The following is a 26966-nucleotide window of genomic DNA, read 5'->3' as shown; positions in this document are numbered from 1 at the left end:
CCGAAAGTCCCGGCCGTTCGGCTCCAACCCGACGCACTGTCCCGCGCGTTCCGCGCGACTCTCGAGGTTCCGTTCATGAGCACCACCACCGTTTCCGCCACGTCTCCAGCAGCACGGCGCGCCAATCCGCTTCGCATTGTGATCATCGCTGTCGTGGCGGTTGCGCTGGCGGTTGCAGGCTATTTCGCGTTCGCCGGCCAGCAGCGCGTGCCCGATGCCACCTTCACGCTGTTGTCGGGCCAGAAGATTTCCACCGCCGACCTGAAGGGCAAGGTCTATCTGGTCAACTTCTGGGCCACGAGCTGCGACACCTGCATGAAAGAAATGCCGCAAATGGTTCAGACCTATAACCGCTTCAAAGGTCAAGGTCTGGAGTTTGTCGCGGTCGCCATGAACTACGACGCGCCCATGTACGTGACCAACTACACGCAAACGCGCCAGTTGCCGTTCAAGGTTGCAATGGACGACGGCTCGGCCGCCAAGGAGTTCGGCAATGTGCAGCTCACGCCCACCACCTTCCTCGTGGACAAGGACGGCAAGATCCTGAAGCGTTATGTCGGCGAACCGCAATTCGCGGAACTCGACGAGCTACTGGAAAAAGCGCTGAAGGCAGCCTGAGCGCAACGCTCGCGCGGTCCGTCAACGCTTTGAAGATCCCCTCAAATCGCTTCACCCGCGCCGGCATGCGCCCTGCTGCCGGCGCATCAAATCCTCACCGCTCCCCTTCTCCCTTGGCCGCGAGGCCATATCGTTTGATCTTCTCGTAGAGCGTCGCCTTCCCAAGCTGAAGCTTGTCCGCCGCCAGCGCGACGACGCCGCCGGCCTGCTCCAGCGCCTCCGCGATCACCGCCCGCTCGAATTGCTCGACACGTTCCTTTAACGGTTGCGCCGCTACGCTATCGTCCGCGAAAGACATGACTGGATCGTCGGCCACACCGAGCACGAAACGATCGGCGGCGTTGCGCAGTTCGCGCACATTGCCCGGCCATTCTCGCTGCATCAGGCTCGCGCGCTGCCGGTCCGTGAGAATCGGCGCGGGGCGTTGATAACGCACCGCGGCATCCAGCAGAAAGTGTTCGAACAACGGCACGATGTCCTCGCGCCGCTCACCCAAAGGCGGCAGCGCGATCGTCACCACGTTCAGCCGGTACAGCAAATCGCGACGAAACGAACCGTCCGCGACATGCTCAGCCATGTCGCCCTTCGCGGCCGCCACCACGCGGCAATTCACGCGAATCGGCTGATTCGAGCCAAGCCGTTCCAGCACGCCGTCCTGCAACACACGCAGCAACTTGACCTGCAACGCGAGCGGCATGCTTTCGATTTCGTCGAGGAACAACGTGCCGCCCGAAGCATGTTCGAGCTTGCCGATCCGGCGCTTGGCCGCACCGGTGAATGCGCCGGGTTCGTAGCCGAACATTTCCGACTCGAACATCTGCTCCGGCAGCGCGCCGCAGTTCACCGCGATAAACGGTTTGTCCCGCCGCGGCGACAGTTCATGCAGACTGCGCGCGATCAACTCCTTGCCCGCACCGGTGTCGCCGTTGATCAACACTGACGCGTCGGTCGGCGCGACATTCGCGATCAGCCGGCGCACCTGCTCGATCGCGGGACTACGGCCAATGATGCGCGGCGCCACCGAGTTCTGCCCGGCCAGTTCACGGCGCAACGCGAGATTCTCAAGCACCAGCTTGCGGCGCTCCAGCGCACGCCGCACGGTTTCGATCAGACGCTCGGAGGCGAACGGCTTTTCGATGAAGTCATACGCACCGTCGCGCATCGCCTGCACGGCCATCGAAATATCGCCGTGACCGGTAACCAGAATCACCGGCACGTCGGGCGCACGCTCGTGGCACTGCGCGAGCAGTTCGAGACCGCTTGCGCCTGGCAAGCGAATATCGCTGACGATCACTCCGGAGAAATCCGCGCTAATCATTTTCGCCGCGGATTCCACCGACGCATGGCCAATCACGTCGAAGCCCGCGAGTTGCAAACTCTGCACGCTGGCGCGGCGCACCAGTTCGTCGTCTTCGATGTACAGCACTTGCAGGCCGTGGTTCAGCATGTCGTTCTCATTTGATTCAGGAACCGGCGATAAGCGGGTCCGAAGTATGGCTCGTCTGCACGCGCGCGCGGCGCAGCGTCAATACGAATAATGCACCGCCGTCCGGCGCGTTGCCCGCTACCAGCGTGCCGCCGCAGTCGCGCGCAATCGACGATGAAATCGCCAGACCGAGTCCCAGCCCCTGACCCATTTCCTTCGTCGTGAAAAATGGTTCGAACAGACGCGGCAGCACGTCGTCGGGAATGCCGGGGCCGTTGTCGCGCACCGCGAACGAGACGCTCGACTCGGTGGCTTCAACCTCGACCCAGATGCGCGGGGGTGTCATTCCCGCCGTTGCGTCGAGCGCGTTGCCGAGCAGATTGATCAGCACCTGTTCGAGCCGCAGGTCGTCGCAATGGGCGACAAGATCGGGGCGATCGTCGGCCAGATTCAGCGATGTACGCACGCCCGTGTCGGCATCGAGCAACACGAGTTCGACGTCGACGCCTTGCAGGCGTTTTTGCAGCAGCGCGACGACGTTGCGCAACGCTCGCATGATCGGCGCACGCGCGCTACGCGGCCGGGCACGCCCGACGAACAGCTTCAATTGATTGGTGATCTTGCCCATGCGTTCGGTGAGCGCCGCGATCGCTTCGAGATTCTCGCGCGCCGCAGCCTGGTCACCGCGCTCGAGCAGCACCCGCGTGTTGTCGGAGAACCCGCGCAGCGCCGCAAGCGGCTGATTCAATTCATGCGTAATGCCGGCCGCCATCTGGCCCAACGCGGCGAGCTTGCTCGCCTGGATCAGCTCATCGTGCGCCGCGCGCAACTCCTGTTCGGCGCGCGTTCGCTCGGCCACTTCCTTCTGCAACTGTTCGTTCGCCTGCGAGAGATCCGCGGTGCGCTCGGCCACGCGCTGGTTCAATTCCGCATAGGCCTTTTGCAGCAGTGAACGGCTACGCATCACTTCGCGCACGCGGGCGCGGCGCATTCTCCAGTAGAACGCGAGCAGGACCAGCGACACATATCCGAAACCGGTAACGATAGTCGCGTTGCGCGCGTCGGCGTCGACCGGACTGACGGGCGACATGGTGATCAGATGCCAGTCCGGCTCACCCATGCCGCGCCGCGACGCCAGATAGCGCGGCGCATACCGGCCGCCGCCGATGCGCACGATCTGCGCATTGCCTTCGAGCGTGCGCTCGATCGTCACCGGCAGTGGCGCAATCGGCTGCTGCGCATATTGACGCGCCTGGTAGATCGAATCGGCGACCTGTCCGGAGAGCGGCCGGATCGTGTGATATTTCCACGCCGGCACCGACGACAGAAAGATCACGCCGTGGTCGTCGGTAACCACCAGCGGCTCGGACGCATCCGCGCCCTGAAACCATTCGAGATCGAGTTTGACGACCGCCACGCCGACGATCCTGCCGTCGCGCCGCACCGGCTGCGAGATGTAATAACCTGGCGCCTGCGAAATCGTGCCGATACCGAAGAAGCGGCCCACGCCGCCCTTCACCGCATCGAGAAAATACGGCCGGAATTGATAGCCCGCGCCGATGAAGCTGCCCGGCCCGTGCCAGTTGCTCGCAGCGACGCAATAGCCGTCGAGCGGAATGATGTAGGTGACCGTTGCCCGCGCGTGGCGATTGAGGTCTTCGAGATAGAGATTGGCGCGCTGGACGTTGGCGGGAGTGGGATTGACCAGCACGTCCTGCACGATGGGATGTTCGGCCAGCAGATAAGGCAGCGATTCGTAGCGCTCGAGTGTGCTTTTCAGCGCGCTCGTGGTGCGATCGACCCGCACTGCGGCGTTGCGCCGCAAGTTGTCGATGCCGCTTTGCCACGCAATGCTGTAAGTGAGCCCGCACGCCGCCACGAGCCCGGCGACGAGCGCGAAGAGGATCAGCAGGCGGCGCGTCACGTTGGCAATTTCCGATCTTTGTGGATCGGCTATTGTGGCATAAGGCGGCGCGCCGCCGGCGCGAGCTTCCTCGGCCGACGGCGCGGGATCACGGTGCGCGGACGCTTTCATACCTGAACGTCCGCGACCGTGATCGACGTGCTGGCGGGAGTCGTAGCCGGTACGCGGCTTAAACGCCGGCCGGCTCCTTAACCGCCACGTCACCCCGCAACGCGGCGTTCAGCTTGTTGCGGTCCAGTTCCTTTTCCCATGCCGACACCACGACCGTCGCCACGCCGTTGCCGACGATGTTGGTCAGAGCGCGGCATTCGCTCATGAAGCGGTCGATCCCGAGAATCAGCACCATGCCCGACAGCGGAATGGTCGGCACCACCGCGAGCGTTGCGGCCAGCGTGATGAAACCCGCGCCCGTCACGCCGCTTGCGCCCTTCGACGTCAGCATGGTCACCGCCAGCAGCGTGAGTTGCTGGGTCCACGTGAGGTCGGTGTTGGTTGCCTGAGCGATGAACAGCACGGCCATCGTCATGTAGATGTTGGTGCCGTCGAGGTTGAACGAGTAACCGGTCGGCACTACAAGGCCCACCACCGAGCGCGAGCAGCCGAGCTTTTCGAGCTTCAGCATCAGTTGCGGCAGCGCGGCTTCCGACGAGCTCGTGCCGAGCACGATCAGCATCTCTTCCTTGATGTAGCCGACAAAGCGCAGGATGTTGAAGCCCACCGCACGCGCGATGATGCCGAGCACGACCACCACGAACACGATCGAGGTCAGATAGAACGTGCCGATCAGCTTCAGCATCGGCAGCAACGAGCCGATGCCGTACTTGCCGATCGTGAACGCCATCGCGCCGAACGCGCCGATCGGCGCCAGCTTCGTAATGATGCGGACAATGCCGAACAGCACGTGCGAGATTCCCTCGATGAAGTTCGTGACGACCTTGCCCTTCTCACCAGCCGTGGCCAGCACCGCGCCGAACAGCAACGCGATCAGCAGGATCTGCAGGATTTCGCCCTGAGCGAACGCCGACACGAGCGTGTCCGGAATGATGTGCATCAGGAATTCGACCGTGCTCTGGCCGTGCGCCTTCGCGGCGTACGATGCGACCGCCTTGCCGTCGAGCGTAGCGGGATCGATATTGAAGCCGACACCCGGCTTCAGCACGTGCGTCGCGATCAGGCCGAGCACCAGCGCGAACGTCGAGACGATTTCAAAGTACAGCAGCGCCTTGCCGCCGACGCGCCCGACCTTCTTCATGTCTTCCATACCGGCGATACCCGTCACCACCGTACAGAAGATGATCGGCCCGATCACCATCTTGATCAGCTTGATGAAGCCGTCACCGAGCGGCTTCATGTCGACGGCAAAGTCCGGCGAATAATGGCCGAGCGCAATGCCGATGATGATCGCGACGATCACCTGCACGTACAGCACTTTATGAATGGGTTTCTTCACGATGTTTCCTGCGATATGGGTGAGCTCAAGGCCTGCCACGCTGCGCACCATGCGAACGAATGATCGTCGCGTTTGTGCACGGCATTAGGCCGCGACAAGACGACGAATTCAGAAATACCGGGAAGGGAAATCAGACATCGTTGTCTCCTTGCTTTAGTTGTCGGACCGTTGCGGCCGCGGATTCTAAATTGCAAGGTCGATGCCAGCTTGATGCGAAGCGAATCGCTTTGATTTTTATAGGTTTTTTGGCGTGCCACCGCTCACGCCGTCCGGGATTCCGGAAATCCGGACGAGGGGCGTCGGGGAATCCGGAATCCGCACCGGCGGCATCCCCGGGAAAACCCGGAGAGGCTTGTCGGGCGCGGCTGTCTGACTTCTATGCGCCGCCCTCTTCCAGCACTAACAGGTTTTCGTGCGAGAAACCCAGCGAAACCGGTTGACCACGTTCGGGCAAGCCGCGATTCGGATCATTGAACACATCGAGTGAGATGACCGCATCCTTCACGCGTGTTCTGATGCGCACCACCGCGCCGAGAAAATTCACTTCTTCGACGATTGCGCTGAGCGTATTGCGGCCCGGCGCGGCCGGTTCCAGAACGATGGCTTCAGGCCGTAGCGCGAGCATGCGTTGCTTGCCCGCGTCGCCGGCCGGCAAAGCTTGCGTAGTGGTCAACTCCTGACCGTCGACGACCATCCTGCCGGATTTCGGGTCGATCACTTGCCCCGCGAGAATGTTCAGTGTGCCGACAAACGACGCGACAAAGCGCGTGCGCGGATAGTTGTAGATCTCCGAAGGCGACCCGATCTGTTCGACGCGCCCCTCATTCATCACCACGATGCGGTCCGAAATCGACAGTGCCTCTTCCTGATCGTGCGTGACGAAAATCGACGTGATGCCCAACTCACGCTGCAACGCCCGAATGTCTTGCCGCAACGAAATGCGAATCTTCGCGTCGAGCGCGGAGAGCGGTTCGTCGAGCAGCAGCACCTGGGGCTTGCCGGCGAGCGCGCGCGCCAGCGCCACGCGCTGCTGCTGACCGCCCGACAGTTGCCACGGATAGCGCGCGCCCAGGTGCGGCAGCTTGATCAGTTGCAACATCTCCTCGACGCGCTTGCTGATCTCCGCCTGCGGACGGTGCGCGATCTTCAGGCCGAAACCGATGTTATCGGCCACGGTCATGTTCGGAAACAGCGCATACGACTGGAACACCATGCCGACCTTGCGCTGCCGCGTGCGCAAATGCGTCACGTCCTTGTTATCCAGCCGGATGGTGCCGCGCGTCGGCGTTTCGAAACCGGCGATCATCCGCAGCACCGTGGTCTTGCCGCAGCCAGACGGTCCGAGAAACGTGATGAATTCGCCGCGCTCGATCTTCATGTCGAAGTGATGCAGCGCCGTGTTCGCCCCGAAGGCCTTATGCAGATTTTCTATCTCAAGGAATGCCATGATTCTCTGCCTTACCCGGTCAAGTGAGTCCGTCAAATTTTCTGGCCGCTAAGCGCGCGGGCCGAACCGAATACCTGAATCAATCCCATCGCCGCCCACGTAATCACGAACGCGATAATCGCGAGCGCCGACGGTTCGTACGCGCGGTTCGCACCGATCAACTGCAGATACGGACCGAATGCGGGACGGTCGAGCAGACTCGCCAGCGTGAACTCGCCGATCACCACGGCAAAGGTGAGAAAGGCGCCGGACAGAATGCCCGAGCGGATATTCGGGAAGATCACCTTGAACAGGATCGTCGGCCAGCTTGCCCCGAGACATTCGGCGGCTTCGGTCAGCGAGCGCACATCGACGGCGCGCAAGCCGGCGTCGACCGCGCGATACATGTACGGCAGCGAGAGCGTCACGTAGCCGAACACCAGCAACAGATCGGTTGCACGTTCGTTGCCGGTGAGCGGCAGAATCGAACTGCTGTTGTAGATGCGCAGATAACCGAACACGATCACGATCGCCGGCACCACCAGCGGCAACAGCGTAATGAACTCGACGACCGGCCGCAGTTTCGGCAACCGCAACTGCACGTAGTACGCGGTCGGCACTACCAGCAACACGCCGACAATGATCGTCAGGATTGCCATCAGGATCGAGTAACCGAACGAGGCCTGAAAACGCGGGTCGCTCAGCACCACGTGGTACGCCTCGAAGCTGTAGACGCCACGCTTCATGCGCAAACTGAATTCGAAAGTCGCGAGCAACGGAATCAGAAAGTACAGCGAACCAGCGATCATCGCGATCCACGCACCCGCACGCGATTGGCCTTTCATCGGCGCCCCCTTTCTGCGCGCGAACGCAACCAGATGTAGCCGCCATTCGACAGCCCGGTCACGAGCACCATGCCTAGCGCGAGTGCATAGCCGAGGTTCTGGTTATGCATCACGTCGCCGCGAATCTGCGCATACAGCAGGATCGTGACGATGTTGAGCGAACTGCCGGTCAGCGCGTATGCCGTGGCGACCGCGCCGAACGAATTGGCGAACAGCAGCAGGGTCGCGCCGAGCACGCTCGGCCACAGCACCGGTAACGCTACGTGGCGCCAGTATTGAAAAGCAGTGCCGCCGAGGCAGTCGCATGCTTCGCGCCATTCGCGCTTCAGGCCATCCAGCGCGGGTGTGACGATCAGCACCATCAGGGGAATCTGGAAGTACAGGTAAGTCAGCGTGAGTCCTGAGAAACTCAGCACACTGAAGCCCGTCGAGTACAGATTGAAGTCGAGGTATTTCTTCAGCAGGACAGTCACGAGGCCGACGCGTCCGAGCGTGCAGATGAAGGCAAACGCGAGCGGCACGCCGGCAAAATTGGAAGCGACGCCGGAGAACGTCATCAGCGTGGGGCGAATCCAGCCCGGCAGTTTGCCCTGCACCGCCGCCCACGCGAGCAGCAAGCCGATTACGCCGCCGCCGATCGCAGACGCGGCGCTCACCTTGAAGCTGATCCAGTAGGCGTCCAGCACCGTGGGCTGCAACAGGTCGTGGAAATTCGCGAGGGTGAAGCGGCCTTGGGGATCCTGAAACGCACCCACCATCAGAAAGCCGGTCGGCAGAATCAGGAACAACAGTGCGAAAGCAAAAAACGGCACTACGCCGATCCAGGCGAGAAAATGCGACGCGCGGCTCGGACCGCCGGCGCGAGGTGTTGGCGTGGGCACAGGCGGAACCAGTAATTCCGGCTGCACCGACCCAGCATCCGATGAAGCGCTCATAGCTCACCCTTGGGGCTTTCTGGTTAACGCCTGACGCGCCGCCCTGCTTGAGCGACGCGTCGTCTTTTCAAAACTGCGCGTTACGGATAGAAGCCGCGGCATGGGCGGCGTGCGATCGAACGCCGCTCCATCGCCGCCACCGCCGCCACCGTGTGCACCACGACGATTATTTGACGTTCGCGCCGACCGCTTCGTCCCAGTGTTTCGTGATGGTGTCTTTGTAGGCGTCCTGCTGGGACAACGTCGGGAACACCACATTCTTGTATGACGAAGGCGGCGGCAGCTTGTCGAGCAGCGCTTGCGGGACCTTCTTCTGCGCTACCAGCTCGTTATAGCGCATCGGATGGCAATAGCCGCCCAGCCAGCCAAGCTGGCCTTCATCGGAGTACAGATACTCCATCCACAGTTTGGCCGCATTCGGATGCGGCGCGTAGGCGCTGATCGCCTGCACGTACACACCGGCGACCACGCCTGTTTTCGGAATCACCACCTGTACCTTCGGGTTGCCCTTCAGGGTGTCGCGGTCGGCGAGCGCGTTGTAATCCCAACGCACGATGATCGGCGTGGTGCCCTGTGCAAGCGAGGCGGCCTTGCCGATCACCGGCACGAAGTTGCCGCTCTTGTTCAGATCGGCGAAGTACTTGAGGCCCGCCGTGTCGGCCTTGCTCACATCGCCTTTGCTTTGCGACATGCCGGCGGCAAACACGGCCTGGATTGCCTGATTGGCCGTGCGCGGGTCGCCTGCCAGCGAGACTGCGTTCTTGTAGTCGGGCTTGAGCAGATCGCTCCAGTCGGACGGCACCTTGTCGATCATGTCAGCGTTCACTTCAAACGACAGTACGCCGTAGTAATCGCCATACCAATAACCGTCGGGATCTTTCGACTCTTTCGGAATCGAGTTCCACGTAGCCACCTTGTACGGCTGCAGTAAACCCTGGGCCTTCGCGGTCGGACCGAACGACAAACCCACGTCGATCACGTCGGGCGCCTGCGGCCCCTTGTTGCCCTTGTTCGCCTTGATGGCTTCCACTTCGTCGCCCGAACCCGCATCCGGATTCAGCTCGTTGATCTTGATGCCGTACTTCTTCTGGAATCCCGCTACCAGTTGACCGTAGTTGCACCAGTCGTGCGGCAATGCGATCACAGTGAGTTGGCCTTCCTGTTTGGCGGCGGCGATCAGTGCGTCGAGCGGCGCGGCCGAGGCGCTGCTCACCCCAGCTGCGGCAACACCCGCAGCGGCCGACATCGAAAATAAACGAGCTAATGCGGTGCGCTTCATAGTCTTCCCCATCCTCTGCCGAAATTGCTACGTTTGGAAAATTTCTGGTTTTCAGCTTCATGGGCGCGCCTCTGAACAAGCCCGCACCCGCGTCACGCTCAGCCCGGATTCGCCGGCGCCGAGAACATGTCGTATTCAAGCTTATCGATGCGATCTGTACAAATCATGTCGACGCCCCATTGGACAAGCAGCCGTGCGCGCTCAGGATCGTTCACCGTGTAGGCCAGCACCCGCAGGCCGGCCGCCTTGATCTCGGCAACCAGCGGTTCGCTCAGATACCGGTGGCTCGCGTGCAACGACACGCAATCCAGCTCCCGCACGATGCGCAGCCAGTCCGCCGGCACCTCTTCGAATAGCATGCCGCGTTGCAGCACGGGCGCGGCGGCGCGTGCGGCGGCAAGCGCCTCGAACGAAAATGACGACAGCAACGGCGGGGTCTGCCCTTGCCACAAAGTCAGCGCACCGCTTGCAACCAGGGTCCCCGTGATCTCGTCACGCCCCGGACAAGGTTTGATTTCGATGTTGGCCGCAATGCCATCCCGAGCGCAACGCCCGGCCGCCTCGGCGAGAGTCGGCAGGCGGGTGCCGGAGAACTGCGGCCCGAACCAGGCACCGGCGTCGAGTCCGGCGAGTTGGTCCCATGAGTGTTCGGCAGCAGCGCCATGACCATTGCTCGTACGTTCCAGCGTGTCGTCGTGCAGCAGGAAGAGCTGGTTGTCGGCAGAGAGCTTGGCGTCGAATTCGACCATGCGGTAGCCGTAGCGCACGCAGGCGTCGAAACCGGCCAGCGTGTTCTCCGGCGCCAGCGTGCCGCCGCAGCGGTGCGCCACCAGCCTCGGATAGGGCCAGTTGGTGGATAAAGTGCGATCAGTCCCGTTTGCCACGTCTCGTTACCTTCCATCCAGATAGAGCGGGTTGAGTATGCTCTCGACACGTTCCCAGCCGCCACTGCCGCCATGCAACCTTTACGCGCGAGCCCCTCGCGTAGTATCACGTCAATGGGCAATGCTGCGATAGCCGGCGGCACGGCTAACGCCGCGGCTCATTACGTCGCGTGGCGGTCACGCGATCTTATTGTCAGGATGCCGAACCATGTCGCTTCCAAGCGGCGCCGCGTGCAGCAAAAAATCGTCCAGGCGGCAGATACCAAAGTCCATTATGGCAACGACATGGATCGATCAGATTGCCAAAAAACGCCGCAAATTGCTCGAAATCGGACATTTCAATTCCTTTCCGAACATTTGATGTTCGAAATAGGCATAGCACCTCGATCTGCGAAGGCTAAGATGAAATACACAAACTTGCAAGCTGCCAAAAAAATACAACACAATTCGACTAAAGTAGTAGGCTTGACATAGTCCGGACACACATCCGTGTCCACGATGACACTTTAAGAACAAGCCGTGTCAGCGAGCGTTCGCACCCAAGGAAAAATGCATGTGGCAGGAAGACCGTCATCAGAGAATTCGCGCGTTGCTGTCCACGCTGCAACGCGTGTCGACCGAACGGATCATGGCGGATCTCGGGGTATCGCGCGAAACCGTACGGCGCGATCTACTCGACCTCGAGGCGCTCGGTGAATTGCGGCGCGTGCATGGCGGCGCGATCAAACCCGCTGACGAGGCGCCGATCGCCGAGCGCGCCCATATGCGCGTCAAGTCAAAAACCGCGATTGCAAAGGCGGCCACCGGTTTGATCGCGAGCGGCCAGACACTTTTCATCGACGCGGGCACCACCACCGCGGCGCTCGCCGAGGAGCTGGCGAAACTGGCGAACCTGACGATCGTCACCAATTCAATCGACGTCGCGCTGAAAATGCGCGGCGCCGTGGATCAAACGGAAGCGGCCAACGAAGTGATCCTGCTCGGCGGCTCGATCAGCGATCGGGCCATGGCGACCACCGGTGCTACCACCGTGCTCGACATTCAGCGCTATCGGGCGGACATGGCCTTACTCTCGCCGGTCGGTATCGATCACCGGCATGGGGCGACCAACTACGATCACGCCGAAACCGAAGTAGCGCGTGCCATGGTTGCCAATGCGGACCGCGTGGTGATCCTTGCCGACTACAGCAAGATCGGTCAGCGCAGCCGGATTTCGTACTGCCCGGTCGATCGGATCGATGTGCTGGTCACCAACAAAAAGGCGGCCGAAGCTGCTGACTTTGCGGCGCTCAAAAAGAAGCTGGAAGAGATCGTTCTGGCTTAGGGGCTTTGGGGGCTTAGGGGCTCTTTGGGACCCCTCGTAGGGCCTCTCCCTATTCCTTCACATGCATCGTATCGAGCACACGCTTGCGCAAGCGCGTGTCACGCAGCGCGCCGGCTGCGTCGAGCACCGGATACGCCGTCGAACAGAACAGCGAATTGAGCCGTTTCATATCGCTGATCAGATCCAGGTGCAATGCGCTGGTTTCGATGCTGCGCAAGGTTTGCCCGGCAAGCCGGTCCAGGTGCTTGTACGAATAGGCGCGCTCCAGATCGCGAAAGCGCTCCTTTTCCGCCAGCAGCCGCTCGGCACAACGCAGATCGTTATTCAGAAACACCGACAGGCCAAGTTGCAGATTGCTGACGAGCCGTGCGTGCAGGTCGTCCAGCTCGCCCAGTCCCTCCGCCGAAAACGACAGCCGGTGCGCGATCTTCTTTTCCTCGATATCGCCGACGATTCGCTCGATGATGTCGCCCGCATGTTCCAGGTTGATCGTCAGCGAGATGATGTCAGTCCAGCGGCGGCTATCGGCCTCATCGAGTTGCTCGCGGGAAATCAGCGTCAGATAGCTTTTGACCGCGGCGTAGAGCTGGTCGACGTCGTCGTCCATGCGAACCGTTTCGCGCGCCTTATCGAGGCTATTGTTGTGAATCAGCTCAGCGACGTTGTCGAGCATGGTGCGCACGATGTCGCCGATACGCAGCACCTCCCGTGCGGCGTGAGCGAGAGCAAGCGTGGGCGTGGGAAGCGCGGCGGCATCCAGATGCAGCGGCCGCAGCTCACCGTTGGCGAGCGGCCGGTCCGGCAACACCCGCGTGCAGATGCGCGCGACCGGATCGATCAGCAACAGGCAGGCGCAGCAGCGCAACGTGTTGTAGATCACGTGAAAACCGACCACCGCTTCGCGCGGATTCGCGATCAGCACCGGCAGCCCGCGGGCGAGCAGCGGCGCGAACGGCAGGATCAGCAGCGCGCCGGCCAGCTTGAACGCGAGGCTGCCCAGGGCCAGACGCCGCGCCGCGGCGTTCTGCGCGAGCGTGCCCATCAACGCCAGCAAGCCGCTGCCGAGATTCGCGCCGATCACCAGACACAACGCCACCTTCAACGAGATAACGCCGGACGAGGCAAGCGTCGCGGTCAACAGGACCGCCGCGAGACTCGAGTAGGACAGCATCGCAAATGCCGCGCCGACCAGCGCGTCGAGCATGGTGTCGCCGGTCAACGCACCGAACATCACGCGCACGCCGGCGCCTTGCATCATCGGCTGGGCGGCTTCGACGATCAGGTGCAGCGCCAGCAGAATCAGGCCGAGCCCGATCAGCGTACGGCCTACCTGGCCGAGACGGGTTTGCTTGCGCGACAGAAAGAGCGGCACGCCGAGCAGAATCAGGATCGGCGACAGCCATGACAGATCGAGCGTCAGCAGGCGCGCCATGAGTGCGGTGCCGACGTCGGCGCCAAGCATGATCGCAAGGCCGCTGGTGAGCGGCAAAAGACCTTGCGCGGCGAACGACGTGACGATCACAGCCGTTGCGTTGCTGCTCTGCACGAGGCTCGTCACGCCGACGCCCGACAGGAAGGCCCGCCAGCGGCTGCTGGTGCTGCGCCCGAGGACGCTGCGCAGATCGGCGCCGAGCACGCGCAGGATGCCGGTACGTACGATGTGCGACCCCCACACGAGGAGCGCCACACCAGCCAGAAGGTTAAGGAGAATCAACATAAAACGCTACGCATCCATTCCTGCTGCCATGACCCGAACCGCATGCCGTGCGAATCGGCACCCGGGGCGTTTATGACAGTAGTGTTGCACATTTTTGCCTTATTGTAATTTTGTGCTTTTAAATATACGCTCGCGCAAAGCTGGGAGTTACTGTGTGCCTCCTCATGATCCGGGACACGGTTCGCTCGATCACTTTGTTTGCCCACTTCATCACAAGGACTCTGGATGAGCCGCAACCTTGCGCTATTCGACCTGGACCACACGTTGCTGCCGCTCGACAGCGATCAGGCGTGGGCTCACTTCATCGCCAATCTGGGCATAGAAGGCGCGGCGCGGCATGCGGAGGAAATCGACGATTACTACCGGCAGTATGTGGCCGGCACGCTCGATATGACCGCCTATCTGAACTACACCCTCGCGCCGCTGGCGCGCCACTCACGCGAGCAACTCGATGCGTGGCATGCGCAGTTCATGAAGGAGGTGATTGCGCCGGCCATCCTGCCGGCTGCGCGGGCACTCGTGCAGCGTCACATCGATGCGGGCGACCTGTGCTGCATCGTCACGGCCACCAATGTGTTCATCACGAAACCGATCGGCAAGGCGCTCGGTTTCGAACATCTGCTGGGGATCGATCTCGGCACCGAAGGCGGCGATCCGCTGGCGCGCTTTACGGGAACCGCAGTCGGTGTACCCACCTTCCGCGAAGGCAAGATTGTCCGCACCGAGGACTGGCTGGCTTCGCTCGGCCATCGTCTGGAAGATTTTCCGCAGAGCTGGTTCTACAGCGACTCGATCAACGACGTGCCGTTGCTCGAACGCGTCACGCATCCGGTCGCGACCAATCCCGACCCGCGTTTGCGAGCCATTGCCGCGGAACGAGGCTGGCCGGTGATTGAATTGTTTGCTTGAGAGTGGGCGCGGCGCGGTGGCCCTGGGGTGGTCACGAAGTGGCCACGAGATAGAGCCGACTACACACGCCCCTTCCACGGTACCAGCCGCCGTTCCAGCGCACGCATGCCGAGATCGAATAGCCATGCGATCAGTCCGATCAGCACGATACCCATCACCACCACATCGGTACGCAAAAAGCTCGACGCGTTGAGCACCATCTGACCCAGCCCCGCAGTTGCCGCGACCATCTCCGCGGCAACCAGCGTGGTCCAGCCAAAGCCGATCGCAATCCGCAAGCCGGTCAGAATCTCGGGCAACGCTGCCGGCAGAACCACATGGCGCACGATCTGCGTGAAGCGTCCACCTAGCGAATAGGCCGCATGAATCTGCTCGATGGTCGCGCTGCGCACACCGGCACGCGCCGCCATCGCAATCGGTGCGAAACAGGCGAGATAGATCACGACGATCTTCGCCGTCTCGTCGATGCCGAACCAGATGACCACCAGCGGCAGATAAGCGAGCGGCGGCAACGGCCGGTAGAACTCCAGCGGCGGATCGAGCAAGCCGCGGGCAACCCGGCTCACGCCCATCAGAATCCCGACCGGCACCGCCGTGACCGCGGCCAGTGCGAACGCGCCGAACACGCGCAACGCGCTCCATGCGAGATGTTCGGAGAGCGGCAACCCGCCTTGAATGCGTCCGTGCCACGCGTCCAGAAACGCGGCCCAAACCGCCTCGGGCGTTGGCAGAAATAGCGGCGGCAGCCAGTGGAGGTGCGTCGCGAACCACCACAGTGCCGCGAGCGTCGTGACCGAAACCGCGCTCAACGCCGCGGTCGGCCCTTCGCCCGGCAAACGCCAGCCGCGTACCGGCCGCGCGTTACGTCTCGGCGGCTCGTTTGCCTGAGTGAGTGGCACGTTGCCCAAAGATTCGCGCGAAGCCGTCACGACAGCACCTCTTCCTGATTCCGATCATTTCGCTCGTGCAGACGGCGCACCAGCCGCTCGCGCCATTCGATGAACTCCGGCGACGACTTGACCGCGCGCGCATCGCGTGTCTCGAGAAAGCGCCGCGCGAATGGCAGGTCGTAGCTCTCGGCGATACGGCCCGGTCCCGGCGTCATCACGACGAGGCGCGTCGCCAGAAACAGTGCCTCCTCCACGCTATGCGTAATGAAAAAGACTGTTTTGCGGGTGCGGCCCCAGACGTCCAGCACGAGTTCCTGCATCGACTCGCGCGTCATCGCGTCTAGCGCGCCCATGGGTTCATCCATCAGCAGCACTTGCGGATCGCTTGCCAGCGCACGCGCAATGCCCACGCGCTGCTGCATACCACCTGACAGCGCGTAGACGCGCGAGTGCGCATGCTTCTCAAGGCCAACCAGGGCCAGCTTCTCCCGCGCGATGCGTTCGCGCTGCGCCTTCGGCTCGCGCTGAAAACGCAAACCGAGCGCAACGTTGTCGAGCACGTCGAGCCAGGGCATCAGCGCGTACTTCTGAAACACGACACCGCGATCCGCGCCCGGCCCAAGCACGGGTGCATCGTTCAGCCGCACCTCGCCACCGGTCGGTTGAATGAAGCCGGCGATGCAATTGAGCAAGGTCGTCTTGCCGCAACCGGACGCACCCAGCGCGACGACGAATTCGCCCGGCTCGATGCGCAAATCGACGTCGGCGAGCGCGATGGTCGGCGCCGCGCCGCGGACGCCTTCGTAGGCGACATGCAACCGCCGGATCTCAAGACCGCTCATTGCCGCGCCTCATGATGCTGATGGATAGGCTTGCTCAACAATCAGTGCGCCGCACGCTGCACGAATTGCGGATCGACGCCGGTCGAGTAATCGGCCAGCACATTCTGAATCGTGCCTTGCGTCTTCAGAAACGCAGCGGTCGCGGCGAGCGATTTAGCCGCGCCGGATTGCGCGCCACCGCCCAGCCATGCATTCGACGCCTGCTGGGCCGGCGTCGGGAATGCATACAACGCGAGACTCGCGGGCACGTCCTGCGCAGTGGCGCCGGACTCCTTCGCGACCGCCTCGACCTGCGGCGACGTCGCGGTCCATGCCGACGTGTGATCGCGATAGCTTGCATCGGTTGCGGCTAGCACCTTCACGAAACGCGCGACAAACTCGGCGTTCTGGCTCACGAACTTACGGTCGACGACGAAGCCGTCGAAGGTCGCCTTACCGGTCTGCTGCGCGACCTGGCCCGACGTGATCAGCACCTTGCCGTTCTTCTTCACCTTCGCCAGCACCGGGTCCCAGATGTACGTGGCGTCGATGTCGCCACGCTCCCAAGCCGCCGCGATTTCAGGCGGGCGCAGATTGACGATCTTCACGTCCGACGGATTCACGCCGGCGTTCTGCAGCGCGACCAGTGTGTGAAAGTGCGAGGTGGACACGAACGGTACGCCAATCTTCTTGCCTTTCAAGCCGACAACACTGCTGACGTTCGAACCGTCGCGCGCGACCAGCGCTTCGGCGTCGTTGATATTGTCCAGAATCCAGAACAGCGAAATATCGACACCCTGCGACAGCCCCGCCGCGATCGGGCTCGATCCCGCTTCGCCGAGTTGCACGGAGCCGGAGGCCAACGCGCGGATCACGTCGGCGCCGCTGCCGAGCTTGCGATAGGTGACTTTGTAGCCGGTGGCTTTCTCGACTTCGCCCGTGGCTTGCGCATAGCGCCACGGCACGACCATGTCCTGATACGCGATCACGACTTCTTTGCTGTCCGCGTATGCAGCGGAAGAAAACGGCGCGGACAGCGCGAGCAGCGCAGCGAACGCGGCAAGCGGACGAAGAAAGCGATTCATCGAGAAGCCCCTTTAGTGTGTGTTGTCTGGGAGGATTTCGACTATAGGGAGTTTGTGCGCAGGCGGTTCTAATTAATCCGCGATTGCTAATGACGCTGTTCGAGCATTGCTTTTCACGCTCAGTTGGATCGGCGTAACTGCTGCGGTGGGCAGTAGATGGGTTCTAGCGAATGATTGCGGATCGGGATGACCGACGGCTAATGTGGCTTTCCCTTGTGATCCTTCACGATCATTGGTGGAATGCTCGCTTCGATTTGCATGCTGCTCGCACGGTACTACCGGTAGCTCACGCAAGTAGAGCGCCAGCGCATGACTCAGGCGGCAAAAACCGGGATGCCAGAAAGAACAAAGCCCGCAACCAGTGCGGGCTTTATTTTTCTAGGCAGCAACTCGGTCTAAATCGCTCAAACCACCCCGGCTCCGTGCGCCTGCAGATCGGCGTGGTAGCTCGAACGAACCATCGCACCCACGGCTGCGTGCGTGAAGCCCATCTTGTACGCTTCTTCTTCGTACATCTTGAACGTGTCCGGATGCACGTACGAGCGCACCGGCAGATGGTGTTCCGACGGCTGCAGATACTGGCCGATCGTCAGCATGTCCACGTCGTGCTCGCGCAAATCGCGCATCACCTGCAAGATTTCCTCTTCGGTTTCGCCGAGGCCGACCATCAAACCCGATTTGGTAGCGACGTCCGGATGCAGCGCCTTGAAGTCCTTCAGCAGCTTCAGCGAATGCGCATAGTCCGAACCCGGGCGCGCTTCCTTGTACAAGCGCGGTACCGTTTCGAGGTTGTGGTTCATCACATCGGGCGGCGCGGCGTTCAGAATGCCGATCGCGCGATCCAGACGGCCGCGGAAGTCCGGGGTCAGAATTTCGATCCGTGTTTCCGGCGACAGCTCGCGCGTCTGGCGGATACATTCCACGAAGTGAGCCGCGCCACCGTCGCGCAAATCGTCACGGTCAACGCTCGTAATCACCACATACTTCAGCTTCAGCGCGGCGATGGTGCGCGCCAGGTTGCCCGGCTCATCCACATCGAGCGGATCGGGGCGGCCATGGCCGACGTCGCAGAACGGGCAACGGCGCGTGCACTTGTCGCCCATGATCATGAACGTCGCAGTACCCTTGCCGAAGCATTCGCCGATATTCGGGCAGCTCGCCTCTTCGCACACCGTGTGAAGGTTGTGCTCGCGCAAAATCTGCTTGATTTCGTAGAAACGCGAATTGCCGGTGGCCGCTTTGACGCGGATCCAATCCGGCTTTTTCAGCTTTTCGATCGGGACGATCTTGATCGGGATACGAGCGGTTTTAGCTTGTGCTTTCTGTTTTGCAGTGGCGTCGTACGCAGCGGCGGCGGCCGGCACGGCGTCAGGAGCGGGAGAAGCTGCGAGGTTCGCGGTAACGTCAGTCATTCGTTCGGTCCAGTCAGGCGGTAAGTGCACCGGCCTGCGGTTGGGCGACGGCCGCGGGACTGCCGTCGAGGTTTGCGGTGAGGCGTGCTGCAAAGGTACGGGCCACGTCGTCCCAGCCAGCGGTAACGCCCAGCGTTGCCATGTCGACTGTTTCGAGCCCCGCGTAGCCGCATGGATTAATGGCCAGAAACGGCCGTAAATCCATGTTCACATTGAGGCTCGCGCCGTGATAGCTACAGCCGTTGCGGATTTTCAGACCCAGCGCGGCGATCTTGGCGCCGGCGTGCAGCCCGGCGTCCGGCCCGGGCGCCACGTAGATACCGGGGGCGCCCGCCTTGCGTTCTCCGGCGAGATTATACGCCGCGAGGGTGTCGATCACGGCCTGCTCGATCCGCGTGACCATTTCGCGCACCATCAGCTTGCGGCGGCGCAGGTCCAGCAGCAGGTACGCCACCACCTGGCCGGGCCCGTGATAGGTAATCTGCCCGCCCCGGTCGACCCTAACGAGCGGAATGCCGCTATCGGCGGCCAATAGATGCGCTGGATCGCCGGCCTGGCCGAGCGTAAAAACAGGAGGATGTTCGACTAGCCAGATTTCGTCGGGTGTATCGGCGGTGCGCGCGTCGGTGAACGCACGCATCGCTTCGAAACTGGCTTCATAAGGTTCGCTGCCGAGCCAGCGCAGCGTAAGCGGCGCCGTGGCGGACGAAGGAGACGGGAAAACCGGGGTGGCGCACATGGTCCCGACAGTTTACCGAAATCTGGAGATCCCCGCCGAAGGGGCCTGCATCAGCCAGCGCGGTGTCGCTGCTTCCTGCACGCCCGAACGGCAGTCAAATCGGCGCCGGCTCGCCATCGCAGGCACGGCACTGCAGCGCCCTCACACCGTACGCCAGCCGCCACGCATGCGGGCTGCCAGCCGTTCGCCGACCAGCGCGAACCAGTTCAGCGCACGTTCGTCGCAACGCGTGGGCACGGAAAACGCGACCTTCGCATGCGTACTGCCTTCGGCGCTCAACCACAACCGTTCGCCGCGCCGCAGCCGCAAGGTATGGCCCGGCTGCAGCCAGTAGTCTTCCGTGTCGTCGCTACGCGTCACCCACACCGCACCGCCGTGCACAACCAGCTTGGTGCTGCGCGCGACCTTCATAGGAATGGTTTCGCCTGTACGGATTTCAAAAGCGATGCTAGAGGAAATTTCTCGCATGATGCCCTCGCCAAAGTTCGTTTCATGGCTACAATCGTATGCGTAGCAAGGGTTTACGCAAAACGATCTATTTTCACCTCTATGTGAGAAATATTGCGATGGATCTCCGGCATCTACCCCCGCTAAACGCCGTCAAGGCGTTCGAAGCCGCAGCCCGCCACGAGAGCTTCTCGCGCGCCGCAGACGAACTGTTCGTCACGCACGGCGCCGTCAGCCATCAGATTCGCGCGCTTGAGGCGGAGTTGGGCGTCACGCTGTTCGCCCGCGACGGCAAGCGCGTCCGGCTCACGGACACCGGCCGCCGCTATGCCACGCGCGTGCGCGCCGCGCTGACGGCGCTGGTCGAGGCTACCCGCGAAATCCGCGCCGGCGACCGCGAGCGGCGCCTGGTGGTTTCCATGCTGTCTTCGTTTGCGGCGCGCTGGGTAACGCCGCGCATCGGCAGCTTTATCGAGGAGCATCCCCAATGGGACCTCGAACTGCTGTCCACCAACGCGTTGACCGACTTCGCGCGCGACGACGTCGACGTGGCGATCCGTTTCGGCTACGGCAAATATTCCGGGCTGCACGCGGAGTTGCTGCTGGAAGAAATCTTCTTTCCGGCCTGCGCGCCGAGTTTCAACGGCGGCAAGCTGCCGCAAACACCGGCCGATCTGGCCAAAGTCCCGCTGCTGCGCTCAGACGACGAACTCTGGCGCCCATGGTTCGACGCCGCCGGCCTCACCGACTGGCCGGAGCCGAAGCGCGGCGTGCTGTATCAGGATTCGTCAAATCTGCTGCAGGCGGCCATCGACGGCCAGGGGATCGCGCTCACGCGCCGTTCGCTGGCAATGCACGAGATCGCGGCAGGCCGACTTGTGCGGCTATTCGATGTGGATGGGCCGAGCCCGTGGCAGTACTACTTCATCTGCCCGCCGCAGATGCTCGAGACCGCGCGCGTCAAGGCGTTCCGCGACTGGGTGTTCGAAGAGGTGGGACGGTTCAAGCAGCTTTTCGAGCGGGCTTGCTCGGCGGGGCCTGCAGCAAGCGCCGATCTGGCGGTGGACACCTTGCGTGTCACACCGTAATCCATGGGCACGAAGCCCGGCGTTAAAGCACCACCTTCACCATCGGATGGCCGGTGAGCGCGCGATAGATATCGTCGAGCTGCGCCTGGCTCGTGGCGCGCACCGTGACCGTCAAACCCGTGTAATTGCCGCCGCTGGACGGCCGCGTTTCCACACGTGCAGGGTCGACTTCGCTATCGAATTGCCGCACCACCGTGACAATCGTGTCGGCGAACTCGGGATGCGACTTGCCCATGATCTTGATGGGAAAGTCGCACGGGAACTCAAGCAATGATTCTTTCGCGGGATTCATTCTCTACTCCTTGCTGCGCTTCTTGCGCTTCCTTGGCTTTGGCGCGCTGATAGGCGGTGTACAACGCTACAAACACCGCGCCCGGTTTGCCGTCGCCAACAGGCTGACCATCGAGCTGCGTGACCGGCAGCACTTCCTTGGTGGCGGAGCTGACCAGAATCTCGTCAGCGGCACGCAACTCGGCTTCGGCAATCTCGCGCGCTTCGAAGCGGATGCCGCATTCGCTCGTCAGCTCTTCGATCAACCCGTAGCGAATCCCTTCGAGAATCTTGTGGCTGCGCGGCGGTGCGTACAGCACACCGTCCTTCACCATCCAGATATTCGAAGACGAACCTTCGGTGAGCATGCCGTCGCGAAACTGGATCGTTTCGAACGCATCGTTTTCCGCCGCGTACTGCGCCATCAGCACGTTGCCGAGCAGCGACACCGATTTGATATCGCAATTGAGCCAGCGGCGGTCTTCAGCCGTGACGCAACGCACGCCCTGTGCGCGCTGTGCGGCGCCCGGCAAGCTCAGCGGCGTGACCATCACGAACACGGTCGGCTGGATACCGGCCGGAAATGCGTGACCGCGCTTCGCGACGCCCCGTGTGATCTGAACGTAGGCGATCGCGTCCTGATCGGAGCGCAGGCCCGCGTCTGCTTCATTAGCCGCGACCACGCGTTCGATCAGCTCACGCCAGCCGGCGTCGTCGAACGGATTGGCGATACCGATCTTGTCCAGCGAACGCGCGAGGCGCGCCAGATGATGCCTGAAGCGAAACGCCGTGCGGCCGCCCGCGTGGTGATACAAGGGCGCGACTTCGTAAATGCCGTCGCCGAAAATAAAGCCGCGGTCGAGAACCGGCACACGCGCTTCGGACAAGGGCACCAGCTCGCCGTTCAGATAAACGATCGGGTCGAGCGAAACATCGGCAACAGCGGTCATCGCAAGCAGGCTCTTATTTCTTCTTGTTGAACATCAGCATCAGCGAATCCCACACGCGGCCGACCACGCCGGCTTGCGGCACAGCTTGCAACGCGACGATCGGGAATTGCGCCAACACCTTGCCGTCCGCCACGAGCTTCGCGGTGCCGACCTGCTGACCATTCGCGATCGGTGCGATCAGCGGATCGATCTGCTCGATCTGCGGCTTCACCTTGTCGCCCATGCCCTTCGGCACGGTGATGTACTGATCACCCTTCACGCCGATCTGCACGGTGTCCTGCGCACCCTTGTAGACGCGCGGCGTGCCCACGACCTGATTCGCCTTGTACAGACGCACCGTGTCATACGCGGTGTAGCCGTAGTTCAGCATCTTCAGGCTGTCCTGCACGCGGTCGTGTTCCTTGGTCTCGCCCATCATCACCGAGACGAGACGGCGCGAACCGTCGTTGGCGCCCGGCAGCGGACGCTTGGCGCTCGCGATCAGGCAGTAACCCGCGGCTTGCGTGTGGCCGGTCTTCAGACCGTCCACCGTCGGGTCGATCCACAGCAGACGGTTGCGGTTCGGCTGCTTGATCTTGTTGTACGTGAATTCCTTGACCGAGAAGATGTTGTAGTAGTCGGGGAAGTCACGGATCAGACGCGCCGACAGCACCGCGAGGTCACCCGCCGTGGTGTAGTGCTGCGGGTCGGGCATGCCGTTCACGTCGGCGAAATGCGTGTGCGTCATGCCGAGTTTCTGCGCTTCGGTGTTCATCATGTTGACGAACTGCGCCTCGCTGCCGCCCACCAGTTCGGCCAGCGCAATCGCCGCGTCGTTACCCGACTGGACGATCATGCCGTACACCAGATCGTGCACGGTCACCGGCTTGTTCGCCTCGATGAACATGCGCGATTCGTCGGTCTTCACGCGACGCACCGCTTCGCTCGGCATCACCGTCTGGTCCATCGTGATCTTCTTCGTCTGCAGTGCTTCGAAGACGAGGTACGCGGTCATCAGCTTGGTCAGCGAAGCCGGTTCGACTCGTTCGTCGGCATTGCCCGATGCAAGCACCTGATTGCTGGTTGCATCGACGAGCACCCACGAGCGCGCGTTCACCGCGGGCGGCGGCACTTGCGCGAACGCCGTGCTGGCGACCAGCGTGGCCGGCAGCACGACACCGAGGGTCACGGCACGGCTAAGCGAATGGGGAACGAAAGAGGAAACTGACGGGAATGACGTGCGGCCGGACATGGAGAAACGCATAGGGTCGATTCGTGCGGAAAAATACATCGCGCGCAGGGCGCATAGTTTGGAGGAGCCGGTCGGCGAGCGTCAGGCCGTAAAAAACGGCACAGCGCCCGTTGGACTTCCGGCCACGCGATCGGTTCGCGCAGCACGCCTCGCATCCGGCACCGCTGCGCGCGAGAAAGAAGCTACGCGTCGCGCGAACTGCCGGGTGGGCGATGCTGCGCCCAAAAAAGAGCGCCCATTATACGCGCGCTATCCTGGTATCTTTGAGCAAAGGGAGCCGAATAATTTGCGTTTGCGCGTACCTGTAGCCCTGAAAACGCACGCGCGTGTCAATTAGCGCCACGCGTCGACGATGATCCGCTTCAGCACGTGCAGCTTGCGATGCAGAAAATGTTCTGCCCCCGGAATCACGACAACCGGTAATTCCTGCGGCCGGGCCCAGTCGTAAACCGACTGAATGGGAACGGTCTCATCGGTCTCGCCATGAATCACAAGCGTGTTTTCCGGCACGGGTGCAACTTCCCAACGGCTCGCCGCAGTACCGACGAAAACCATCCGCTCGATCGCCTGGCCTTCTTCACGCAGCCTCGCAGCCACATGCGACAGCACGAAAGTGCCAAACGAAAAGCCCGCCAACACGAGGGGCAGATCAGCCTGCCCGGCTTGCGCGCGCATGTGATCGAGCACGGCGCGCAGATCGTCGCGCTCGCCGTTGCCGGCATCGTGCTCGCCTTGCGTTTCGCCGACACCGCGAAAATTCGAGCGGTATGTCACATAGTTCAACTGCACGAGTGTGCGCGCCAGCGTCTGCGCGACCTTGTTGTCCATCGTGCCGCCGAACAGCGGATGCGGATGCGCGACCAGCGCGATGCCGCGCGGCGCGGCGCGGTTCTCGCGCATGTCGTCCGGCAGATCCAGCGCGACCTCGATCTTGCCGACCGGGCCGTCGATCAGATACTTCTGGGTATGTACGTTCATGGCGACGCTTATTAATCGATTTTCAGACGCTCGACGATCTTGCCGTTCACGAGATGCGAATCGACGATTTCATCGATGTCGCTCTTGTCGACGTAGGTGTACCAGACGCCTTCCGGATACACCACGAGCGTCGGGCCGAGTTCGCAGCGATCCAGGCAGCCGGCCTTGTTGATACGCACCTGGCCGGGGCCGGCGAGGCCCAGCGTCTTCACCCGCTTTTTCGCGTATTCCTGCATTTCCTGCGCGTTGCAGTTCGCGCAACTCGGGCGCTCCGCGCCGGGTTCACGCTGGTTGAGGCAGAAGAAGACGTGGTGCTTGTAGAAGGAGTCCATGATGTCCGGGAGCCGGCCTGTAAGAGTGGGGAGTGGCGCTGCTGGCGCTGTGGCGCGCCTGTTGTGCGGACGATTATAGCGAGCAAGGCTCGCAGCCGCCGAACGGCGGACGATGTGCAGTCACTCGACCGGCCCCACGCGCCGCCTGCGCCTATACGGGCTTCGCGCGCCGCTTGAGCCACACCTGTTCGACGAGATAGGCGAGCCACACCAGCGCGGCATATGGCCAGATCCACGCGATCCAGTGTGCGAGACCGTTGAAGTGCAGATAGCGGCCCTGACGCCAGTCGGCCAGCACGGCATCGAAATACGGATTCACCGGCAGCAGATTGACGAACACCAGGGCCACCGTCAGCGCACAGGCCGCAAGCGCCGCGCGCGACCTGCGCCGCAAGCGCAACGCCAGCAGTGCCGCGACGGTGCCTCCCGTGAGCCCCGCCAGCGCGCCGGGCGTTGCCCAGTCGAACGCAAGACCGGATTGCGATTGCAGAAACGTCGCACCCGCCTTCACGCACAAGGTCGTGACGATAAACACGATCAACAGCCGCACCAGCGGCGCATGGCGGCGCACCGGCAGCGAAGCCAGCACGAGTGCGGCGAACAGATTGAGCGTCGTGATCACGGCTTCCCACACGTCGTCCGGCAACCAGGCGGCGACCAGCGCCGGCCACGCGCCGACGTGCCAGGCCGAGGGCGTCCACGCGAGCAATGCATCTTGCGTCGTCGAATCGAAACGCAGCCAAAGCTCGCGCGGCCAGTTGCCCAGTCCGAACAGGCGCGGCGCCGGATACATCGTCGCGAACGGCCACGAGGCGACGAGACACGCGAGCGCCGCCGTGTCACGCTCGAACCAGAGCAGCCGCAAACGCCGCAGCAAACCGCGATCGAGCAACGCGCCCGTGGCCGGCGACACGATTGCCGCGCCCAGCAGCGCGCCGAGCGCGTTGGCCGCCAGATCGAGATTGGATGCAACCCGCGTCGGCAGATAGGTCTGCACCGCTTCCATCACGCCCGAGAGCAATCCACCGAGCACGAAAGCCAACGCGACCGCCAGCGGACCGCGCCAGCGCGGATACACCGCGAGCACCACCAGCGCGCCGAATGGCATGTAGCCAAGCACGTTCGTGATCACATCGAATGCCGTCAGATACTGCGGCATGGGATCGGACAGATACGCAAACGGCGCGAGGCCGAGCGAACGCCAGCCGGAAAACGGATACCACGAGCCGTACACGATCAGCGCCGTATACAGCCCCAAGGCCTGCCGGGCAAGCGCCGACGGGCGGCGCTGCCAGGATTTGACGCTCATGCAGCGCTCCGTTGCGTGCGCTGCATGCTGGTCATTGCGCGGCGACCAGCGCCTGCACGCCCAGCCATGCGCTGATCTGCGCGACGAGATCGTCGCTAGCCGCGGCGAGCGCCTGCGCGCCGCCGGCCGCGTCCGCCGAACTGGACGGCGCCCGTGCGATGAAGGTGCGCTGGCCGATCACCTTGCCGTTTTGCGTCAACGTGGCGCGCGCGGTGACAGCCGCGTGGCTTTCCGACTGGCTGTCGAACACCTGTTCGAACTCGCTCAGATCGACCTTCAGCACCGGCGCATGCACGCCGTCGGCACCGGTCAGCACCGTGCCGCGCGAACTCAATGCGCCGCGCAGACGCTGGGTCAGCAGTTGCGACGGCGCCATGGTCCAGTGGCTATTCGCATACGACGCCGTCTGCTGCGCGTCGGCGTAGCTGAGCCGGTAAATCAGCTTGTCGGATTCGAGATTGTCGGACGCGGTGACATCGAGCACCTTCACTGCCGGCAACGTGCCGGCCGAGGCCGCCGGACTCGGCGGCCCAAGGTCGTAGCGAATGTCCGAGATCGCCGCGGGGTTGCCGGCGCAGCCGGCAGCCAGCACGCCGAACGCAAGCAATACCGCAAGCGCGGTGCTCGAGGACAACAATCGGTGAATCGAGCGTGACATAACCATATTCCTTCTTCAA

At 62.6% G+C, this 26966-nt stretch carries 27 protein-coding genes; 4 read left to right on the top strand and 23 right to left on the bottom strand.

Annotation, left to right across the window (positions count from 1 at the left end; genetic code table 11):
- Positions 1-75: 75 nt before the first annotated feature.
- On the top strand, positions 76-618 hold the full coding sequence (locus AC57B6_RS30300) for a TlpA disulfide reductase family protein (RefSeq protein WP_028199021.1): 543 nt from the start codon (positions 76-78) through the stop codon (positions 616-618).
- Positions 619-712: 94 nt separating this feature from the next.
- Here the strand turns inward: AC57B6_RS30300 and AC57B6_RS30295 are convergent, their stop codons facing one another.
- From AC57B6_RS30295 to AC57B6_RS30255, 9 genes are all read right to left on the bottom strand, one after another.
- Positions 713-2062, bottom strand: a complete 1350-nt coding sequence (locus AC57B6_RS30295; protein ID WP_035519517.1) for a sigma-54-dependent transcriptional regulator — start codon at positions 2060-2062, stop codon at positions 713-715.
- 19 nt (positions 2063-2081) lie between these two features.
- Complete coding sequence (locus tag AC57B6_RS30290; RefSeq protein ID WP_278497868.1) at positions 2082-4079, bottom strand: sensor histidine kinase; 1998 nt, start codon at positions 4077-4079, stop codon at positions 2082-2084.
- 58 nt (positions 4080-4137) lie between these two features.
- Positions 4138-5418: a dicarboxylate/amino acid:cation symporter gene (locus AC57B6_RS30285; protein WP_183802826.1), complete on the bottom strand. Its 1281-nt coding sequence runs from the start codon at positions 5416-5418 to the stop codon at positions 4138-4140.
- Between the two features lie 376 nt (positions 5419-5794).
- Positions 5795-6865 (bottom strand): ABC transporter ATP-binding protein, encoded by a 1071-nt coding sequence (locus tag AC57B6_RS30280; protein WP_030099958.1) that lies wholly within the window; start codon positions 6863-6865, stop codon positions 5795-5797.
- A gap of 32 nt (positions 6866-6897) precedes the next feature.
- A complete protein-coding gene (locus AC57B6_RS30275) occupies positions 6898-7689 on the bottom strand; it encodes an ABC transporter permease (protein ID WP_028199016.1) in 792 nt (263 codons plus the stop codon).
- The gene (locus AC57B6_RS30270; RefSeq protein ID WP_030099959.1) at positions 7686-8624 is read right to left on the bottom strand and encodes an ABC transporter permease; all 939 of its coding nucleotides are present in this window, start codon (positions 8622-8624) and stop codon (positions 7686-7688) included. Before AC57B6_RS30270 ends, AC57B6_RS30275 begins: the two co-directional genes overlap by 4 nt.
- A 166-nt stretch (positions 8625-8790) precedes the next feature.
- The gene (locus AC57B6_RS30265) at positions 8791-9903 is read right to left on the bottom strand and encodes an ABC transporter substrate-binding protein (protein WP_030099960.1); all 1113 of its coding nucleotides are present in this window, start codon (positions 9901-9903) and stop codon (positions 8791-8793) included.
- A gap of 98 nt (positions 9904-10001) precedes the next feature.
- Positions 10002-10787, bottom strand: a complete 786-nt coding sequence (gene ugpQ / locus AC57B6_RS30260) for a glycerophosphodiester phosphodiesterase (protein WP_252888676.1) — start codon at positions 10785-10787, stop codon at positions 10002-10004.
- A 193-nt stretch (positions 10788-10980) separates the two neighbouring features.
- On the bottom strand, positions 10981-11124 hold the full coding sequence (locus tag AC57B6_RS30255; RefSeq protein ID WP_496422716.1) for a hypothetical protein: 144 nt from the start codon (positions 11122-11124) through the stop codon (positions 10981-10983).
- 216 nt (positions 11125-11340) lie between these two features.
- On the opposite strand from AC57B6_RS30255, the gene AC57B6_RS30250 reads away from it, so the two are divergent.
- Positions 11341-12111: a DeoR/GlpR family DNA-binding transcription regulator gene (locus AC57B6_RS30250; protein ID WP_028199012.1), complete on the top strand. Its 771-nt coding sequence runs from the start codon at positions 11341-11343 to the stop codon at positions 12109-12111.
- Positions 12112-12160: 49 nt separating this feature from the next.
- Here AC57B6_RS30250 and AC57B6_RS30245 read toward each other — a convergent pair whose 3' ends face one another.
- Positions 12161-13828 (bottom strand): Na/Pi cotransporter family protein, encoded by a 1668-nt coding sequence (locus AC57B6_RS30245; protein ID WP_046566974.1) that lies wholly within the window; start codon positions 13826-13828, stop codon positions 12161-12163.
- Between the two features lie 225 nt (positions 13829-14053).
- On the opposite strand from AC57B6_RS30245, the gene AC57B6_RS30240 reads away from it, so the two are divergent.
- On the top strand, positions 14054-14737 hold the full coding sequence (locus tag AC57B6_RS30240; RefSeq protein WP_028199010.1) for a histidinol-phosphatase: 684 nt from the start codon (positions 14054-14056) through the stop codon (positions 14735-14737).
- A gap of 59 nt (positions 14738-14796) precedes the next feature.
- Here AC57B6_RS30240 and AC57B6_RS30235 read toward each other — a convergent pair whose 3' ends face one another.
- The 6 genes from AC57B6_RS30235 to AC57B6_RS30210 all read right to left on the bottom strand — a co-directional run bounded on the left by AC57B6_RS30235 (position 14797) and on the right by AC57B6_RS30210 (position 20152).
- Positions 14797-15666: an ABC transporter permease subunit gene (locus tag AC57B6_RS30235; protein ID WP_178369033.1), complete on the bottom strand. Its 870-nt coding sequence runs from the start codon at positions 15664-15666 to the stop codon at positions 14797-14799.
- Complete coding sequence (locus AC57B6_RS30230) at positions 15663-16469, bottom strand: taurine ABC transporter ATP-binding protein (protein ID WP_496422715.1); 807 nt, start codon at positions 16467-16469, stop codon at positions 15663-15665. The genes AC57B6_RS30235 and AC57B6_RS30230 overlap by 4 nt, the downstream gene beginning before the upstream one ends.
- Before the next feature lie 41 nt (positions 16470-16510).
- The gene (tauA, locus tag AC57B6_RS30225) at positions 16511-17533 is read right to left on the bottom strand and encodes a taurine ABC transporter substrate-binding protein (protein ID WP_496422714.1); all 1023 of its coding nucleotides are present in this window, start codon (positions 17531-17533) and stop codon (positions 16511-16513) included.
- Between the two features lie 404 nt (positions 17534-17937).
- Positions 17938-18945, bottom strand: coding sequence for a lipoyl synthase (lipA, locus tag AC57B6_RS30220; protein ID WP_028199006.1), 1008 nt, complete (start codon positions 18943-18945; stop codon positions 17938-17940).
- Between the two features lie 13 nt (positions 18946-18958).
- Positions 18959-19684: a lipoyl(octanoyl) transferase LipB gene (gene lipB, locus AC57B6_RS30215; RefSeq protein WP_028199005.1), complete on the bottom strand. Its 726-nt coding sequence runs from the start codon at positions 19682-19684 to the stop codon at positions 18959-18961.
- Between the two features lie 141 nt (positions 19685-19825).
- Positions 19826-20152, bottom strand: a complete 327-nt coding sequence (locus tag AC57B6_RS30210; protein WP_028199004.1) for a DUF2917 domain-containing protein — start codon at positions 20150-20152, stop codon at positions 19826-19828.
- Positions 20153-20250: 98 nt separating this feature from the next.
- Here AC57B6_RS30210 and AC57B6_RS30205 point away from each other — a divergent pair, with 98 nt between their 5' ends.
- Positions 20251-21219, top strand: coding sequence for a transcriptional regulator GcvA (locus AC57B6_RS30205; protein WP_279225057.1), 969 nt, complete (start codon positions 20251-20253; stop codon positions 21217-21219).
- 22 nt (positions 21220-21241) lie between these two features.
- Here AC57B6_RS30205 and AC57B6_RS30200 read toward each other — a convergent pair whose 3' ends face one another.
- The 7 genes from AC57B6_RS30200 to AC57B6_RS30170 form a co-directional block, all read right to left on the bottom strand.
- Positions 21242-21511 carry a DUF493 family protein gene (locus AC57B6_RS30200; RefSeq protein WP_028199002.1) on the bottom strand — a complete coding sequence of 90 codons (270 nt, stop codon included), beginning with the start codon at positions 21509-21511 and terminating at the stop codon, positions 21242-21244.
- Entirely contained in the window at positions 21483-22439 is a 957-nt protein-coding gene (locus AC57B6_RS30195; protein WP_496422713.1) for a D-amino acid aminotransferase, read from the bottom strand. Before AC57B6_RS30195 ends, AC57B6_RS30200 begins: the two co-directional genes overlap by 29 nt.
- Before the next feature lie 13 nt (positions 22440-22452).
- On the bottom strand, positions 22453-23682 hold the full coding sequence (locus AC57B6_RS30190; protein ID WP_046566984.1) for a D-alanyl-D-alanine carboxypeptidase family protein: 1230 nt from the start codon (positions 23680-23682) through the stop codon (positions 22453-22455).
- A 321-nt stretch (positions 23683-24003) separates the two neighbouring features.
- Positions 24004-24648: an alpha/beta hydrolase gene (locus tag AC57B6_RS30185; RefSeq protein WP_046566986.1), complete on the bottom strand. Its 645-nt coding sequence runs from the start codon at positions 24646-24648 to the stop codon at positions 24004-24006.
- Between the two features lie 11 nt (positions 24649-24659).
- Positions 24660-24980 carry a (2Fe-2S) ferredoxin domain-containing protein gene (locus tag AC57B6_RS30180; RefSeq protein WP_028198998.1) on the bottom strand — a complete coding sequence of 107 codons (321 nt, stop codon included), beginning with the start codon at positions 24978-24980 and terminating at the stop codon, positions 24660-24662.
- 151 nt (positions 24981-25131) lie between these two features.
- Positions 25132-26289, bottom strand: coding sequence for a VanZ family protein (locus tag AC57B6_RS30175; RefSeq protein WP_491564424.1), 1158 nt, complete (start codon positions 26287-26289; stop codon positions 25132-25134).
- 31 nt (positions 26290-26320) lie between these two features.
- Complete coding sequence (locus tag AC57B6_RS30170) at positions 26321-26947, bottom strand: ABC-type transport auxiliary lipoprotein family protein (protein ID WP_028198996.1); 627 nt, start codon at positions 26945-26947, stop codon at positions 26321-26323.
- Positions 26948-26966: the final 19 nt, after the last annotated feature.

The organism is Paraburkholderia sp. BGA-UO-ETr-F12 (assembly GCF_059567945.1).
This window is presented reverse-complemented; position numbering and strand designations above follow the sequence as displayed.

Bases quoted from the DNA above. Each gene is read 5' to 3' on its own strand.
- AC57B6_RS30270 (WP_030099959.1), bottom strand. From the start codon at position 8,624: ATGAGCGCTTCATCGGATGCTGGGTCGGTGCAGCCGGAATTACTGGTT.
- AC57B6_RS30255 (WP_496422716.1), bottom strand. From the start codon at position 11,124: ATGTCCGATTTCGAGCAATTTGCGGCGTTTTTTGGCAATCTGATCGAT.
- AC57B6_RS30190 (WP_046566984.1), bottom strand. From the start codon at position 23,682: ATGCGTTTCTCCATGTCCGGCCGCACGTCATTCCCGTCAGTTTCCTCT.
- AC57B6_RS30240 (WP_028199010.1), top strand. From the start codon at position 14,054: ATGAGCCGCAACCTTGCGCTATTCGACCTGGACCACACGTTGCTGCCG.
- lipA (WP_028199006.1), bottom strand. From the start codon at position 18,945: ATGACTGACGTTACCGCGAACCTCGCAGCTTCTCCCGCTCCTGACGCC.
- AC57B6_RS30200 (WP_028199002.1), bottom strand. From the start codon at position 21,511: ATGAATCCCGCGAAAGAATCATTGCTTGAGTTCCCGTGCGACTTTCCC.
- AC57B6_RS30175 (WP_491564424.1), bottom strand. From the start codon at position 26,289: ATGAGCGTCAAATCCTGGCAGCGCCGCCCGTCGGCGCTTGCCCGGCAG.
- AC57B6_RS30275 (WP_028199016.1), bottom strand. From the start codon at position 7,689: ATGAAAGGCCAATCGCGTGCGGGTGCGTGGATCGCGATGATCGCTGGT.
- AC57B6_RS30300 (WP_028199021.1), top strand. From the start codon at position 76: ATGAGCACCACCACCGTTTCCGCCACGTCTCCAGCAGCACGGCGCGCC.
- tauA (WP_496422714.1), bottom strand. From the start codon at position 17,533: ATGAATCGCTTTCTTCGTCCGCTTGCCGCGTTCGCTGCGCTGCTCGCG.
- AC57B6_RS30265 (WP_030099960.1), bottom strand. From the start codon at position 9,903: ATGAAGCGCACCGCATTAGCTCGTTTATTTTCGATGTCGGCCGCTGCG.
- AC57B6_RS30180 (WP_028198998.1), bottom strand. From the start codon at position 24,980: ATGGACTCCTTCTACAAGCACCACGTCTTCTTCTGCCTCAACCAGCGT.
- AC57B6_RS30170 (WP_028198996.1), bottom strand. From the start codon at position 26,947: ATGTCACGCTCGATTCACCGATTGTTGTCCTCGAGCACCGCGCTTGCG.
- AC57B6_RS30195 (WP_496422713.1), bottom strand. From the start codon at position 22,439: ATGACCGCTGTTGCCGATGTTTCGCTCGACCCGATCGTTTATCTGAAC.
- AC57B6_RS30210 (WP_028199004.1), bottom strand. From the start codon at position 20,152: ATGCGAGAAATTTCCTCTAGCATCGCTTTTGAAATCCGTACAGGCGAA.
- AC57B6_RS30230 (WP_496422715.1), bottom strand. From the start codon at position 16,469: ATGAGCGGTCTTGAGATCCGGCGGTTGCATGTCGCCTACGAAGGCGTC.
- AC57B6_RS30185 (WP_046566986.1), bottom strand. From the start codon at position 24,648: ATGAACGTACATACCCAGAAGTATCTGATCGACGGCCCGGTCGGCAAG.
- AC57B6_RS30250 (WP_028199012.1), top strand. From the start codon at position 11,341: ATGTGGCAGGAAGACCGTCATCAGAGAATTCGCGCGTTGCTGTCCACG.
- AC57B6_RS30280 (WP_030099958.1), bottom strand. From the start codon at position 6,865: ATGGCATTCCTTGAGATAGAAAATCTGCATAAGGCCTTCGGGGCGAAC.
- lipB (WP_028199005.1), bottom strand. From the start codon at position 19,684: ATGTGCGCCACCCCGGTTTTCCCGTCTCCTTCGTCCGCCACGGCGCCG.
- AC57B6_RS30245 (WP_046566974.1), bottom strand. From the start codon at position 13,828: ATGTTGATTCTCCTTAACCTTCTGGCTGGTGTGGCGCTCCTCGTGTGG.
- AC57B6_RS30290 (WP_278497868.1), bottom strand. From the start codon at position 4,079: ATGAAAGCGTCCGCGCACCGTGATCCCGCGCCGTCGGCCGAGGAAGCT.
- AC57B6_RS30205 (WP_279225057.1), top strand. From the start codon at position 20,251: ATGGATCTCCGGCATCTACCCCCGCTAAACGCCGTCAAGGCGTTCGAA.